The organism is Microlunatus ginsengisoli, assembly GCF_039537205.1.
In the GTDB taxonomy this organism is placed as follows: Bacteria; Actinomycetota; Actinomycetes; order Propionibacteriales; family Propionibacteriaceae; genus Microlunatus; species Microlunatus ginsengisoli.
This window is the reverse complement of sequence record NZ_BAABAB010000007.1, coordinates 230322-245242: the sequence shown is the minus strand read 5'-3', so window position 1 is coordinate 245242 and position 14921 is coordinate 230322. Positions and strand designations below refer to the sequence as shown.

14 protein-coding genes are annotated in these 14921 nt (G+C 73.0%); 6 read left to right on the top strand and 8 right to left on the bottom strand.

Annotated elements, in window-relative coordinates; translation table 11 throughout:
- Positions 1–49: 49 nt before the first annotated feature.
- The 4 genes from ABD747_RS06155 to ABD747_RS06140 all read right to left on the bottom strand — a co-directional run bounded on the left by ABD747_RS06155 (position 50) and on the right by ABD747_RS06140 (position 3411).
- Entirely contained in the window at positions 50–1117 is a 1068-nt protein-coding gene (locus tag ABD747_RS06155) for a VIT1/CCC1 transporter family protein (RefSeq protein ID WP_344802437.1), read from the bottom strand.
- Positions 1118–1216: 99 nt separating this feature from the next.
- On the bottom strand, positions 1217–1684 hold the full coding sequence (locus ABD747_RS06150) for a hypothetical protein (RefSeq protein WP_344802435.1): 468 nt from the start codon (positions 1682–1684) through the stop codon (positions 1217–1219).
- A gap of 4 nt (positions 1685–1688) precedes the next feature.
- Positions 1689–2261, bottom strand: a complete 573-nt coding sequence (locus tag ABD747_RS06145) for an RNA polymerase sigma factor (protein WP_344802433.1) — start codon at positions 2259–2261, stop codon at positions 1689–1691.
- A gap of 10 nt (positions 2262–2271) precedes the next feature.
- Complete coding sequence (locus ABD747_RS06140; RefSeq protein ID WP_344802431.1) at positions 2272–3411, bottom strand: S8 family peptidase; 1140 nt, start codon at positions 3409–3411, stop codon at positions 2272–2274.
- Positions 3412–3492: 81 nt separating this feature from the next.
- Between ABD747_RS06140 and ABD747_RS06135 the strand changes: the two genes are divergently transcribed.
- From ABD747_RS06135 to ABD747_RS06125, 3 genes are all read left to right on the top strand, one after another.
- Positions 3493–6138, top strand: a complete 2646-nt coding sequence (locus ABD747_RS06135; RefSeq protein ID WP_344802514.1) for a CHAT domain-containing protein — start codon at positions 3493–3495, stop codon at positions 6136–6138.
- Positions 6139–6212: 74 nt separating this feature from the next.
- Entirely contained in the window at positions 6213–6389 is a 177-nt protein-coding gene (locus tag ABD747_RS06130) for a hypothetical protein (RefSeq protein WP_344802429.1), read from the top strand.
- Positions 6386–7012, top strand: a complete 627-nt coding sequence (locus ABD747_RS06125) for a hypothetical protein (RefSeq protein WP_344802427.1) — start codon at positions 6386–6388, stop codon at positions 7010–7012. Before ABD747_RS06130 ends, ABD747_RS06125 begins: the two co-directional genes overlap by 4 nt.
- Before the next feature lie 19 nt (positions 7013–7031).
- On the opposite strand, the gene ABD747_RS06120 is transcribed toward ABD747_RS06125, so the two are convergent.
- Positions 7032–7898 carry a CHAD domain-containing protein gene (locus ABD747_RS06120; protein ID WP_344802425.1) on the bottom strand — a complete coding sequence of 289 codons (867 nt, stop codon included), beginning with the start codon at positions 7896–7898 and terminating at the stop codon, positions 7032–7034.
- The gene (locus ABD747_RS06115) at positions 7892–9598 is read right to left on the bottom strand and encodes an AMP-binding protein (RefSeq protein WP_344802423.1); all 1707 of its coding nucleotides are present in this window, start codon (positions 9596–9598) and stop codon (positions 7892–7894) included. The genes ABD747_RS06120 and ABD747_RS06115 overlap by 7 nt, the downstream gene beginning before the upstream one ends.
- A gap of 83 nt (positions 9599–9681) precedes the next feature.
- On the opposite strand from ABD747_RS06115, the gene ABD747_RS06110 reads away from it, so the two are divergent.
- The 3 genes from ABD747_RS06110 to ABD747_RS06100 are packed head-to-tail and all read left to right on the top strand — an operon-like array spanning position 9682 to position 14196.
- The gene (locus ABD747_RS06110; RefSeq protein ID WP_344802421.1) at positions 9682–12402 is read left to right on the top strand and encodes a GNAT family N-acetyltransferase; all 2721 of its coding nucleotides are present in this window, start codon (positions 9682–9684) and stop codon (positions 12400–12402) included.
- Between the two features lie 10 nt (positions 12403–12412).
- Positions 12413–12991 carry a DUF5998 family protein gene (locus tag ABD747_RS06105; protein WP_344802419.1) on the top strand — a complete coding sequence of 193 codons (579 nt, stop codon included), beginning with the start codon at positions 12413–12415 and terminating at the stop codon, positions 12989–12991.
- Positions 12988–14196: an alkaline phosphatase family protein gene (locus ABD747_RS06100; RefSeq protein ID WP_344802417.1), complete on the top strand. Its 1209-nt coding sequence runs from the start codon at positions 12988–12990 to the stop codon at positions 14194–14196. The genes ABD747_RS06105 and ABD747_RS06100 overlap by 4 nt, the downstream gene beginning before the upstream one ends.
- A 19-nt stretch (positions 14197–14215) precedes the next feature.
- On the opposite strand, the gene ABD747_RS06095 is transcribed toward ABD747_RS06100, so the two are convergent.
- Positions 14216–14707: a hypothetical protein gene (locus ABD747_RS06095; protein ID WP_344802415.1), complete on the bottom strand. Its 492-nt coding sequence runs from the start codon at positions 14705–14707 to the stop codon at positions 14216–14218.
- Positions 14707–14921, bottom strand: a 215-nt coding sequence (locus ABD747_RS06090; protein ID WP_344802413.1) for a hypothetical protein, incomplete at its 5' end; no start/stop codon positions are given. The genes ABD747_RS06095 and ABD747_RS06090, both read right to left, overlap by 1 nt.

Here is a 14921-nt window from a genome sequence, read left to right as displayed (position 1 = left end):
GACCTCAGCACCATATGTAGTGCAGAGAGTCTGACAAGTCGGGGTGGGGTCAGCCTCCCGACGCGCCGAAGAGCAGGCCGAGGACGTACGTGACCGCGGCGGCACCGTAGCCGATGGCCAGCTGGCGCAGCGCCCGCTTCAGCGGCGGTGCCCCGGACAGCAGCCCGACGACGGCGCCGGTGCCCAGCAGGGCCAGCCCGACCAGCACGGCCGAGACGGCGATGGCTGGATAGCCCGACATACCGAACAGGAACGGCAGCACCGGGATGATCGCCCCGGAGGCGAAGAAGCAGAAGCTGGACAAGGCGGCGGACAAGCCGTTGCCGACCGCCTCGTGCTCGTCCACCCCGTCCAGCCGGGCCTCGGCGAGCGCCGCGCCGGCCAGCACCTCGGCCGCCCGCACGTCCGCCTCGACCGGGGTCATCCCACGAGCCCGATAGACCAGCGCCAGCTCGTTCGCGTCCACGTCCAGGGCCGGGACGGCCGCCCCGGCCTCCGGGCTCGGCGTGGATGCCTCCAGCAGCTCGCGCTGGGACCTGACCGAGACGTACTCCCCGGCTCCCATCGACAACGCCCCGGCGAGCAGTCCGGCCAGGCCGGTGAGCAGGATGGTGTGGTTGGAGACGCCGCTGGCCGCGATGCCCAGGACCAGGGCCAGGTTGCTGACCAGGCCGTCGTTGGCCCCGAACACCGCCGCCCGGAACGTGCCGGAGAGGCGGTTGCGGCCCCGCTCGGCCAGCCCGCGGACCACCTCGGCGTGGATCATCTCGTCGGCCGCCATCGCATCGGTGGCGTGGGCGTCCGTCGCGTACGGCGAGCGGTCCTCCGCCCGCTGGGCCAACGCCAGCACGAAGACCGAGCCGAAGTGCTTGGCCAAGAAGATGAGGATCCTGGTGCTCAGGTCGACCCGCGCCGGCCGACCGACCTGGTCGCCGAGCAGGTCGATCCAGTGCTGGGCGTGCCGGCCCTCGGCCTCGGCCAGGCCGAGCAGGATCTCCCGCTCCTCGCCGGTCCGGCGCGCGGCGAGCGCACGGTAGGTCTGCGCCTCGGCGCGCTCCTCGGCCAGGTAGCGGCGCCACCGGCGCAGCTCGCGACCGGTGGGGGCAGTGATCGTCACTAGCGGCTCGCTCGTTTCCATGGGGGCCAACTCCGGCAACTGTGCAGGTACGACAGTCTCCGTCGGCGTGTCGCTGCAGCTACGGCACAGTTTTCCGGATCAGGGCTGGTCGATCCAGTCGGTGAGGATGCTCGCGTCCGGCGTGCGCACCTGCAGCCGGAAGCGGCCCTCCGGCCGGGGCGCGACGAGGAACCAACCGACCTCGTCCGCCTCGGCCGTCGGCCCGGGCCCTTCCGCGAGCCGGACCAGGACGAGACCGGGACCCGGCGGGACCAGCTGGCCGCGGACCGCGTCGGGGTGGATCTCCAGCTCGATCGCCAGCCGGGGAGCCGTGAAGCTCAGTTCCCGCGGCCCGCTCTCGGCCGAGCGGAGTCCGGTCGGCCCGGCGGCCGGGGCAGCGCTGTCGAACTGCAGGGCCGCGAGCTCGGCGTCGACGGTCCGCCAAACGATCGCCCCCTTGCCGACCCTGGTGAACGACGCGGGCACCTCGTCCCCGGTCCGGACCGCCGTTCCCAGCTCGGCCAGCAGTCGTTCGTCCTCGGCATACCACTCGGGCTGATCGGGCATCACATCACTCCAACGCGAGCCGGGCCATTGCCGACGTCCGGCGCAGGCGGTTCAGGCATCGTCCCCGGTTCGGTCCGATGGCACCGATCTGGATGCCGAGCCGCTCGGCGATCTCGGCGTACGAGGGCGGTGGGTCGGAGAAGAGCAGGCGCAGCAGCTCGCGGCAGCGCTCCGGCAGCTCGGCGAACGCCAGCCGCAGCGCGTGGTGTCGCTCCTCCACGACCAGGCCGGCCTCCATCTCCGGTGAGACGGTCTCGCTCGGGCGCCGTGCGTTGAGTTCCGGGTCGTCGGACAACAGCTGGCGCTTGCGGCCCCGGAGCACCTGCAGGCACTCGTGCTGGGTGGTGACCACCAGCCACCCGGGCAGCGCGGCCGGCTCGCGCAGGGTCTCCAGCCGCTCGACCAGGCGCAGCCAGACGCTGGCGGCGACGTCGTCGGCGTCACTGCCGCTCAGGCCGTAGCGGCGACAGATGCCCCAGAGCAACGCGGTGTACCGCTCGACGATCCCGTCCCAGGCCGCGGTGTCGCCGTCGCGGGCACGCCGCACCAGGTCGATGACCTCCGGATCGTCGCGCATGCGCGGGATCCTAGGGTGTGACCGCGAACGGCCGGACCAGGTCGGAGCTCTCGAGCAGCGCGTCCAGGGCCTGCCGTGGGGTCCGCCGGCCGGGCCCCGACATCGCCGCGGCCAGCGCACCCGAGACGGTCGCTGCCGCGAACGACGTCCCGCTCCACACCGCGTGCCCGGTGAACTCGACGATGGAGCCGTCGCTCATGGTGACCACGCCCTGGAGATAGTCCGCGACGATCGCGACTCCCGGCGCCGTGCACGCGATCCAGCCCGCGTTCGGGCTCCACGGCGGGCGGACCCCGTCCCCGTCGACCGCGCCGACGGCGACGACCTGGTGCATCGCGGCCGGCCAGCAGGCCGAGTCCTTCGTCCGGCCGTCGACCAGGCCCGGCAGGTCGCCGTGATTGCCGGCCGCGGCCACGACGAGCACGCCGTCGGCGACGCGTTCGACGGCGCGCGCGATCGCCAGCGGCGGCCCGCCCACCGTCGAGTACGTCCCGAGGGAGAGGTTCAGCACGTCCACGGCGTCGTCCCCCGTGGTCAGCCGCGCGATGGCCTCGGCCACCTCCCAGGAACGCGCCCGCCCGGGAGTGGCATCGATGACCCCCTCGAGTCGAATCGTGGCACCCGGGGCCTGCCGTCTGATCAGGCTCCGGACGAACGTGCCGTGGCCGGACCTGAATCCCACCGGCGAGGCGCCGGCGGCGGCCGGCTTGGTGTCGACCACACCCACCGTGACCCCCGCGCCCAGTGACCCCGTGGGCGCAGGCGGGACCATCACCGACGGGCCCGGGACCGCCGGATCGCCGAAGTCCATCGGCTTGTGCGACTTCAGCCCGACCACCCCGTCGCCGATGATGGCGTCCGCCGTCCGGTTCACGGCGATCTGGGGCAGCCAGCCGTCGCGAGCGGCCGCGGCGCGCCGGCGCAGGATCGAGGCCAGCCCGTCGGCGTCGATCGGGTGGCGAGGGTTCGCGGGGTCGTCCCCGGCCAGCATGAGCTCCGACAGTCGTGCCAGACCGAGGTGGTCGTTGCTGGTCTCGACGAAATCGACGGCGAGTTGGGCGAGCAACGGTCTGACGCCCTCGAGGTCGGCCAGATCGACGACGAGGTCGTCGGGCTGCGGTCGCACGGATCCGGGGTCGGCATCGGGCATTGCTTCATACTCCTCTCAGGACGGTCGCGCTGTCTGCCAGCTCGACCATCTGTTCATCCGGAGCACGAGGAACGTCGCGTGATGCAGCCGATTCCGGCCCTGCGAGCCCGGGCCGACGCAGCCCTCGCCATGGTCGATCGCGATCCCGGCTCGGGCATCACCGCCGCCCGGCAGGTCGTCCGCGCGGCCGCCCGGGCCGGTGAGCCCGCGGCGGCGTCGATCGGCGAGCGAGCCTGGGGCCACGCGCTGCTCCATGTCGGCGAGCTCGACGACGCCGCCCGCCACCTGCGCCGGGCAGCGCTCCTGGGCGAGCGCGCCGGTGCGCCCGAGCTGGTCGGCGAGGCCCGCTCCAAGCTCGCGTTCGCGCTCGTGCAGCAGGGTCGTCCGCGGGCCGCGCTGCGGGAGGTCGAGGCGGCGATTCCGCAGCTCGACGGCGTTCCGGCCGCCCGAGCCCGAGCCCAGCGCGCCATCGTGCTGCACATCATGGGCCGGCTGGACGATTCGCTCGACGACTACGAGCGCGCCCTCCGCGTGCTCCGCCGGCACGACGACAAGCTCGGCGTGCAACGGATGCTGATCAACCGCGCGCTGGTCCACTCCGACCGGTACGCCTTCGGTGCCGCCGAGCGGGACCTGCTCGAGGCGGCGACCCTCGCCACCGAGCTGGACCGTCGGCTCACCATCGGGCTGATCGCGAACAACCTGGGCGCGCTGGATACGCTGCGCGGCGACGTACCCGCCGCGCTGCGCCAGCTGGACCGGGCCGAGGCCATCATCGGCGCGCACGGGGCCCAGCTCGGCACCCTCCATCAGGATCGGGCGCAGCTGCTGCTCACGGTCGGGCTGGTCGCCGAGGCCGAAGAGGCCGCCACCCGGGCGATCGTGGCCTACAACCGGGAAGGGCGCGGGCTCAAGGTGCCCGAGGTCCAGCTCCTGCTCGCCCAAGCCGCGCTGCTGACCGGCCGGGTGCGGCTGTCGGCCGATCACGCCGGCGCCGCGTTCGACCGGTTCCGCGCCCAGTCCCGGCCGGAGTGGCGCGAGCTGGCACGGCTCGGCCGGCTCCGCGCCCAGCTGCGCGCCGGTGAACGACCTCGGGTCGCGGATCGAACGCTGGACGCGATGGTCGGGTCGCTTCGGGCGGCGGGCTGGCCGGGCGCCGCACTCGACGCGTCCCTGGTTGCGGTCGAGATCGGAACCCGGCGGCGGGGGGCGGAGTCGGCGCCGGTACGCGCGCGGCTGGACGAGGCCGCCGCTGCCGCCACCTCGCGTGGCCCGGCGCTGCTCCGGGCCCGCGGCTGGTACGCGCGGGCACTGGCCGCCGAGGCGGCCGGCGATGACACCGGGTCGCTCCGCGCCGCCCGGGCCGGCCTGCGCATCCTGGACGAGCATGCCGCCACCATGGGGGCGAGCGATCTGCGGGTCCATGCGGCCGTGCATCGCAGCGATCTCGTCGATCTGGGCCTGAGGGTGTCGTTCCGGTCGCGCCGTGCCGGGCGCCTCCTGGAGTGGTCCGAGCGGGCCCGCGCGAGCCGGCTGCTGACCGCGCCGGTGCAGCCGCCGGACGACCCCGAGCTGGCCGCAGCACTCGCCGAATTGCGGTCGGTCACCAAGACGGCCGCGGACCCGGGACCGGGCCAGCCGGAGCTGGTGGCCCGACAGGCCCAGCTGGAGCGCAGGATCCGCGACCGGGCGCGATACCTGGCGGGCGGATCGGCGGCCGTGCGCGGCCCGGTCCGGCTCGCCGAGCTGGCCGACGTGCTCGGCCGGCGTGCGCTGGTGGGGTTCGTGCAGTGGCAGGGGCAGATTCACGCGTTGACCGTGGTGGACCGGCGGCTGTCGATCCGGCCGGTCGCCCCGACCCGCATCGTCGCCGACCTGGTGGATCGGCTCGAGTTCGCCTTCCGTCGCCACGCCCGGCCGGCGCACGGTCCGGTTCGGGACGCCTCGGCGCAGCTGCTCGCCTCGGCGGCCGGCCAGCTCGACACGACCCTGCTCGGCGGGCCGCCCGAGACGGCCGGCCGGCCACTGGTGATCGTCCCCACCGGGCCCCTGCACAGCGTGCCGTGGGCGCTGCTGCCGTCGTGCGTCGGGCGTGCGGTCACTGTCTCGCCGTCCGCCACCCTCTGGCGGGCTGCGGCGGCTCGATTCGTGCCGGTGGACCGCACCTCCGCTCCGGCGGTGGTCGTCGTGGCCGGTCCGCGGTTGAGTGCCGCACACCAGGAGGCGCTGGCGGTCGCGCGGCTCCACGCCGATCGGTGCTCTGCGCTGGTCGGCCAGGCCTCCACCGTGGAGGCGGTCAGATCGGCACTGGGCGGAGCGGAGCTCGTTCACCTGGCGACCCATGGCCGGCTGTCGGCGGAGAATCCGCTCTTCTCCCATCTCGAGCTCGTCGACGGGCCGCTGATGATCTTCGACGTCGAGCGGTTGCCGCGGGTGCCGGACACCCTCGTGCTGGCGTCCTGCGACAGCGGACGATCGGCGGTCCGGGCGGGTGACGAGCTGATCGGGCTCGCGGTGGCGTTCCTGGAACGCGGCACGACCCAGTTGATCGCTTCGGTGCTGTCCGTTCCGGACGCGCCCACCGTGCCGGTGATGATCGCATTGCACGAGCGGCTGGCTGCCGGCCTGCCCGCAGCCGAGGCGCTGGCCGCCGCGCAGGCCGCGTTGCTGCCGCTGGGTGGTGAACAGCTGGCCGCTGCCGCCGGTTTCGTCTGCTTCGGCGTCTGACTGGCTGTATCACGCCGCATCGCCGTGCATCCGACCGCCAACATCGGTTCACTCGACTCACGAAGGAGTTGATCATGACAGCAGTTGGGGTTGCCGCGCCGACGGACGACGAGATCGAGTTCGAGGAGGAGTATCCCGCCCCCGAGAGCGACGATCCGGCCGACATCGGTGAGCCGGACCTGGACGAGGACGCCGACATCGACGTCTCCGACGTCTCCGACACCGACGACGACCAGGCGGTGGAGGGATGAGCATCCACGTAGGTCAGGTCGTCGAGACGACGGCACACGGGGGACTCCGGGCACGGACCTCACCCGGCGGTCCGATCGCCAAGGACGACAAGGGTCGGCAGATCCTCCGCCCGCGGGGCTTCCGGTTCAAGGTCCGCCAGCTCAGCGGCGACCGACGCTGGGCCCGGGCCATCAACAAGTGGTACTCGGTGGACTTCCTGGCGCCGGCCGGAGCCGCCTCGGACAAGCGGTTGCGCAGCCCCAAGGCGTCGGTCGCTGCCGCCCGGCGGCAGCTGACCTGCAAGGTCGGGATGTGCCTGAGCTACGTCCAGGAGTGGCTCGGCGGCGTGCACGGGATCCCGTTCGCCGCGGCGGCCTGGGACGCCAGCAAGCAGAAGCATCCGGGCGACAAGAACCCGCCGGCGGGCGTACCGGTCTTCTGGCACCCGCGGCCGGGCGGCAGCAAGTTCGGCCACATCGCGCTCTCGGTCGGCAACGGACGGATCCGGACCACCGACTTCCCCAAGCGCGGCATGGTCAGCGAGACCAAGATCGACAACATCCAGAAGCGCTGGGGTCTGGTCTATGCCGGCTGGGCCGGCGACATGCCGCCGGCGGGAGACATTCCCGGCGTCCGGGGCTGAGTGACCTGGCGGGGGAGAGTCAGGCCAGGAACGGGGCGAGCTGCTCGGGGAGCCGGGCGAGTTCGGCCCGTTCCTGGGCGAACAGCACCCCGTAGGTGAAGCCGTTGTGGTCGCGACGGGCCCCGACCCGGATGCCGAAGTCGCGCAGGAAGGCCTCGCTGACCACCGCGTCCTGGTGGTTGCCGAGCACGTCCTGCAGGTCCTTGCGGTGGCTGACCACCTTGCGGGCCTTCTTGCCCCACAGGGGCTCGGCCAGCTCGGCCGCATAGCGGTGCCGCTTGCCGGCCTTGCGAGCGGCATGGGCGAGATGGTCGGCCTCCGGGTCGCCGGCGGCATACGCCTTGCCGGCCGCGGCCAGCCGCTTCTCCACCTTCTTGTCCGCCCGCTCGACGTAGCGCTCGACGGCCTTGCCGCGACGGTCCGCGGCCGGCGTGAACGGGATGTCGGCACGCCAGCCGTGCAGCACCGCGGACAGGGCGCGATAGCGGTCGCCGTCCAGCGCGGTCTCGACCTCGGTCCAGGCCGCCTTGCGCCGGAGCCCGATCTCGCGCTGGAGGGCCGAGCTGATCGGGCCGACCACGAGCTCGGGGGGCAGCGCCGCCACGGCCTCGGTGAGCCGCTTCTCCAAGATGTCCAGGTCGCGCACCTCGCCGAGCAGGCCGGCCCACCAGACCAGCTCGCTCTCGAGCGGAGCCGCCGCCGCGTCGTCGAAGAGGTCGGGAAACACCCGGAGAGTGCTGCGCAGCCGGCGGACGGCGACGCGGGTCGGGTGGATCACCGGCTCGTGCGCGCGCAGCTGGGCCGGCGCCTCGACGATCACGGTCACCTGCTCGACGACGTACGCGCTCACCAGGCCGCGCAGGGTGGGTGGCTCGGCCTTCACCATTCGAAGTCGGTCTCCTTGAACTCGCGCGCGCCGGTCCGGTCGTCGTCCTCCAGGGCCCGCAACTCTACTCGCCGGATCTTCCCACTAATGGTCTTCGGTAGCTCACCGAACTCGATCCGGCGCACCCGTTTGTACGGCGCCAGGTGCTCGCGGGCATAGGCCAGGATCGACCGGGCGGTGTCGGCGTCGGGCTCGTGCCCGGCGCTCAGCACGACGTACGCCTTGGGCACGGCCAGCCGGATCGGGTCCGGCGCCGGCACGACCGCGGCCTCGGCCACCGCGGGATGCTCGATCAGCACCGACTCCAGCTCGAACGGGCTGATCCGGTAGTCGCTGGCCTTGAACACGTCGTCGGCGCGGCCGACGTAGGTGAGATAGCCGTCGGCGTCGAGTCCGACCACGTCGCCGGTGTGATAGCGGTTGCCCGCGAAGGCGTGCTCGTTCAGCTCGGGATCGAAGGTGTCCGCGTCGGACTTGTAGCCGGTCATCAACGGCACCGGTCGCCTGGGCTCCAGTTCCAGGCACAGCTCGCCCTCGTCGGTCCCGACCTCACCGCTGGCGGGATCGACCAGGACCACGCGATAGCCGGGCAGCGGCCGGCCCATCGAGCCGAGCTTGATCGCCGCGCCCGGCGGGTTGCCGACCTGGGCACTGGTCTCGGTCTGTCCGTAGCCGTCCCGGATCGTCACGCCCCAGGCCGCCCGGACCTGCTCGATCACCTCCGGGTTCAGCGGCTCGCCCGCCGACAGCGCCTCCCGGATCTCGACCCTCGCCGAACCCAGATCGGCCTGGATCAGCATCCGCCAGACCGTCGGCGGCGCGCAGAACGTGGTCACCCGGGCGCGCTGCAGGACGTCCAGCAGTGCCCCGGCGTCGAACCGGGCGAAGTTGTAGACCAGCACCGTCGCCCCGGCCAGCCAGGGGGCGAAGAAGTTGCTCCAGGCGTGCTTGGCCCAGCCCGGCGAGGAGATGTTCAGGTGGACGTCGCCCGGCTGCAGGCCCATCCAGTACATGGTCGACAGGTGACCGATCGGATAGGACGTGTGGGTGTGCTCGACCAGTTTGGGCAGGGCGGTCGTGCCGGAGGTGAAGTAGAGCAGCATCGGGTCGCTGCCCTTGGTCCCGCCGACCGGCAGCGGGTCGCCGTCGCCGAACCGGTCCACCTCGGCATAGCCCCGCCACCCCGGCGGTACGTCATCCTCGCCGACCGCGATCTTGCCCAGCTCCACCTCGACCTCGGCGAACTTCGCCGCGTCGGCGCCGTGTGCCACCAGCAGCCGGGCCGCCCCGCGCTCGACCCGGTCGGCCAGGTCGGCCGGCGACAGCTGGGGGGTGGCCGGGATGACCACCACGCCGAGCCGGATCGCACCGAGCATGATCTCCCAGAGCGGGACGCAGTTGCCGAGCACGACCAGCGCCCGGTCGCCTCGGCCCAGCCCGGCGTCGGCGAGCAGCCGGGCGGCCGCGAGGGAGCGGTCGCGCAGCCCGGCGAAGGTGAGTTTCGTCTCGGCGCCGTCAGGCTCGATCAGCCAGAGCGCGATCCCGTCCGGGTTCTCCTCGGCGAGGCCGTCGAACCACTCCGTCGCGAAGTTGTAGCGGGGCAGCTGGGGCCACGCGAATCCCGCGTACGCCGTGTCGTAGTCGTCCCGATAGCGGAGAAGGAAGTCCCGGGCCGCCCGGACATGGGGGTTGAGCTTCACTGCTGGCCTCCTGCATCGTCTCCTGGCACAGGTTAGTGGTCACCGGCCGAACACTGCCCGCGCGGATGCGTAGGCTTGCCCTCGTGCTGCCTGCCCCCGGGAACCGGACCGAGATCACCGCCGGCAGCGCGTTGGACTCGGTGCTTCCCCGAGACAGCCTGCCGCCCGGCTATCCCACCGAGTGGGAGGCCGACGTCCTGCTCACCGACGGCGGTGTCGCGCACCTGCGACCGATCCGGCCCGACGACGCGTCAATGCTGGTCGAGTTCTACGACCGGGTCTCGCCGGAGTCGAAGTACCTGCGGTTCTTCGCGCCGTATCCGAAGCTGAGCCAGCGCGACGTGAAGCGATTCACCGAGGTCGACTACGTCGACCGGGTCGCCTTCATCCTCACCGTCGGGACCCAGATGATCGCCGTCGGCCGCTACGACCGGGCCTACCGCGACGACGCCGAGGTCGCCTTCCTGGTCGAGGACGCGCACCAGGGCCGCGGGATCGCGCAGCTGCTGCTGGAGCACCTCGCCGAGGCCGCGCGCGAGCGCGGCATCGTCCGGTTCTATGCCGAGCTGCTGCCGCAGAACGCCCGGATGGCGTCCGTCTTCGCCGACGCCGGCTACAAGGTGTCCAAGGGCTTCGACGACGGCGTGCTGCACGTCGAGTTCCCGATCCTGCCGACCGACACCTCGGTCGGGGTGATGGAGCGCCGCGAGCACCGGGCCGAGAGCGCCTCGATGCGCCGGCTGCTGACCGCGGAGCGGCTGGTCGTGCTCGGTCCGGGCGCCCGGGTGCAGGGCCTGATCAGCTCGCTGATCGAGGGTGGCTTCCGGGGCGACATCACCGCGGTCAGCACCGACGACGTGCAGGTGGTCGGGGTCCGCACCGCGGCCTCGGTGGCGACGGTGCCGGGCCGGATCGACCTGGCCGTGGTGTCGGTGCCGACCCGGGTGCTCGGCGGGGTGGTGATCGACGCGGCGCACAAGGGCGCGCACGCGATGGTGGTGCTGACCGGCACCGACTCGCCGATCGACGCGGCCCGGACGGTGGTCAACCTGGCCCGGGCGTACGGCATCCGGGCCCTCGGCCCGGACGCGCTCGGGGTGATCAACACCGATCCCCACTGCTCGCTGAACGCCACCCCCGGGCCGATGCCGCGGACCGGGGGCGTCGGCCTGTACTGCCAGTCCGCTGCGGTCGGGATCGGGTTGCTCAACTACGCGAACCGGCACGACATCGGGATGTCGAGCGTGATCAGCAGCGGGGAGTACGCCGACATCACCGCCAACGACGTGATGCAGTACTGGGAGGACGACGAGGCCACCCGGGTCTGCCTGCTGGCCCTGGACTCGATCGGCAACCCGCGCAAGTTCTCCCGGATCGCGCGCCGGCTGGCCAATCGCAAGCCGGTCGTCGTGCTGGATCCCGGCCGCACCCACCGCGCGGCCCACTACGGCGTCCGCGGTGGCCTCGGACACGCCCCGGACGAGGCGGTCGACTCGCTGTTCCGGCAGGCCGGGGTGATGGTGGTGCACCGCCGCGGCGCGATGTTCGACATCGCCAAGATCGCGTCCAGGCAGCCGCTGCCGCGTGGGCCGCGGGTCCGGCTGATCACCAACTCGCCCACCTTGGCGGTGCAGATGTCGCACACCATCGCCGGCGTCGGGCTGCTGCTGGACGGCGAGGCGGTGCTGCTGGACCCGGCGGCGGATCCGCAGCAGTTCCGCGCGGCGGCCCAGGCGGCCATGGACGACGACCGCTGCGGCTCGGTGCTGGTCGCCGCGGTCTACGCCTACACCGGTGGCACCGAGCAGACCCAGGCCGCGCTGTCCGGCGTCGCCGCCGGGGCGAGCAAACCGGTCATCGCGGTGCTGCTGGACTTCGAGACGCCGGAGCACGCCGGGCACGGGCCGGACCTGATGGGCTCGCTGCCCACTTTCGACGCCACGGTCGACGCGGTGCACGCGCTGGCGGCACTGACGGCGTACGCCCACTGGCGCGACCGCGATGCCGGCGCCGTCCCGCTGCTCGAGGTGGACCAGGCCGCCGCCCGGAAGCTGGTGAACAGCTGGCTGGGCGCCGAACCGGACGGCCGGACGCTCGAGCCGGACGAGACCGCCGAACTGCTGCGGACCTACGGCGTGAAGGTCGTGCCGAGTGTCGCGGTCGCGACCCTGGAGGAGGCGACGGCGGCCGCGCAACGGCTCGGCTGGAACGTCGTGCTGAAGGCGACGTCGCTCGCGGTGCGCGGGCGGCCGGACCAGGCGAGCGTGTATCGCAACATCGACGACGAGGACGAGATGGCCGAGGCCTGGGCCGATCTCGGCCGGCTGGTCGAGCAGTTGGGCGTGAGCCGGCAGCCGGGGGGAGGCGCCGACGCGGCGGCCGCGAGCGCGGCTCCGGTGGTGCAGGCGATGGCGCCGCCGGGCGTCGCGCTGGCGCTGACCAGCCGGGAGGATGCGGCGTTCGGCCCGATCGTCTCGGTCGGTCTGGACGGCATCGCCACCGAGCTGCTGGGCGACGTCGCCTACCGGGTTCCACCGCTGCTGACCGCCGACGCGGCCGGCATGGTGCGCGACCTGAAGGCGGCGCCGGCGCTGTTCGGCCGGCACGGCAGTCGCGGGATCGACGTGAGCGCGGTCGAGGACATGCTGCACCGGATGGCCCAGCTCGCCGACGACCTGCCCCAGCTCGCGTCGGTGTCGTTGCGACCCTGCATCGCCTCGGTCAACGGGATCGCCGTGCTGGGCGGCACGGTGACCATCGCGCCGACCAGCGCGCAGCGCGATCCGCTCGCCCGGGGTCTGTAGGGTTCCTCCCATGAGGCTGGACGCGACGCGCAGGGAGCTGCGCGCGGAGATCGACGCGTGTGGGTACTTTCCTGAGCTCGTCGAGGACGCGATCCGGCTGGCCCTGGGCAGCGAGGACCTGGTCGACTTCGTCGTGCACCACGAGCCCACCTTCAACCACGACGAGATCCACCGCCACATCACCGTGCTGGCGCTGACCCCGACCCGGCTGATCGTGGGGCACACCGACGACCAGCCGGCCGAGCCGCCGCAGTCCGGCACCTTCGCCGCATCGTCGACCGAGTCGGTGGCCCTGTCCAAGATCAACAGCGTGGTGGTCACCCGGGTGGTCGGGCAGCCGCAGAGCTTTCGCACCGGCGACACCGGCTCCGACGAGGCGTGGCTGACGGTTGGCTGGGGCGCGGTGCGCCGGGTGGATCTGGAGCCGGCGAGCTGCAGCGACCCGCAGTGCGAGGCCGACCACGGTTTCACCGGGACGATGGTCGGCGACGACCTGACCGTGCGGATGAGCACCGGCGGCGACGGCGCCGAGCGGGTCGCTCGGCTGGTCCGCTTCGGCGGCTCCCTGCAGCGAGCGGCCAACGTATGACGCCGGCGTCGGGGGAGATGGTGGCGTCGCCCCTGCCGGTCGGCTCGCCCCTGCCGGTCGGCTCGCCCCTGCCGCCGATGGTCGTGCCGGACTACGGAACCTCGACCCTGGCCGAGCTGATGCCGGGCGTCGGCGCCCGGCTCGGCGTGCCCGGCTACCACGACGACATCCTCGGCCTGCCGGACGCCCGGCGTTATGTGGTCGTGCTGGTGGACGGCCTGGGCTGGCATGCGGTCCGCCGGAACCTGCGCCGGGCGCCCTACCTCGCCTCGCTGCTGGGCGACGCGACGGCGATCACCTCCGGCGTGCCGAGCACGACGGCGACCAGCCTGGCCAGCCTCGGCACCGGGCTCCCGCCCGGCCTGCACGGGCTGGTCGGCTACACCTCCCGGGTGCCGCAGACCGGCGAGATCCTGAACGCCCTGACCTGGGAGTCGGACCTGGTGGCCCGCGCCTACCAGCCGAAGCCGACCTTCTTCGAGCGCGCGGTCGAGGCCGGCGTCAGCGTGACCTCCGTCGGGCTGGAACGGTTCGCCGTCAGCGGGCTGACCGAGGCCGTACTCCGCGGCCCCGCGTTCGCCGCGTTCGAGCACGAGCGGGACGAGGAGCAGCGGATCGCGCTGGTCGCCGAGGCCGCGCTGGCCGGCTCGCGCAGCATCGTCTACGCCTACGAGCGCGAGCTCGACCACACCGGCCACGTCCAGGGCTGGGAATCCGCCGATTGGCTGGCCCAGCTCGGCCGGATCGACGCGCTGTGCGAGCGGCTGCGCGACGCCCTGGACGACGACGTCCGGCTGCTGATCACCGGCGACCACGGGATGGTCGACGTGCCCGCGGAGCGGCAGATCGTCGCCGAGGACGTACCCGACCTGATGGCCGGCGTGTCGGCGATCGCCGGCGAGGGCCGGTTCCGGCAGCTGTACGTCGACGCCGAGGCCGGCGGCCAGCCGGTGGACGCCGTCGCCGCGCGCTGGCGCGGCCTGCTCGGCGACCGGGCCTGGGTACGTACCCGGGCCGAGGCGATCGACGAGGGCTGGTTCGGTCCGGTCGACCCGGAGATCTCGGAGCGCTACGGCCACCTGCTGGTGGCGATGCGCGCACCGTGGGCGGTGATGACCCGGCAGTTCCCGCGCGAGCTCACGCTGGTCGGCATGCACGGCTCGCTCACCCCGGACGAGATGCTGGTGCCGCTGTTCCGCGACTGAGCGCGGGTCGTGCCTGAACTCAGTCGGCGGGCTCGAACCACCAGCTGTGGCTGTGCGGGATCGCGGTGGGGCGCCGCTGCGCCACCAGCGCGGCCAGGCCGCGCTCCTCGACCACCTCGGCCAGCTCGGCGTCGACGTCGGCCAGATGCCCGGGGTCGAGACGGCTGTCCGCATCGTCGCCGAGATCGCGCAGCAGCTGGTAGCCCGACCGGGCCAGCAGCGCGTCGACGACCTCGCCCGGATCGTCGTCGTAGAGCAGGTTGGTGACGGTGAGCACGGCCCAGTCGACCAGCTGCCGGTCGCGTGTCGCCATCGCCCGCAGGGTCGCCGCGACCGGCTCGGCGTCCGATCCGTCCAGGTCCCAGCCGAGTGCGCCGGCCGCCTGGGCGATCTCGACCAGCGCCTGCACGGCCCGCGCCGGCTCGTCGGCCGTCCGAGCCCGATCCAGCAGTGCTGCCACCGTGGTCAGCCGGTCCTCGGGGCTCCGTTCCGCGTCGTCGTCGCCGGCCATCAGCCGCCGCCGAGCGGTTTGCCGTGGGTTGCGATCAGCGCCCAGTTCTCGCGGACGATGACCCTGGTCTCCAGCTTCGTCACCACGCCGCCGGGACCGGCGACCGAACGCGCGAACAGGTACGACATGGCTCCCTCGTTCGATGTGGCGCCCAGGAACGTGCCCTCGGCGACGGTACGCCGCGCGCTGGCGATGTAGGCCGCCGTCTGGCCCG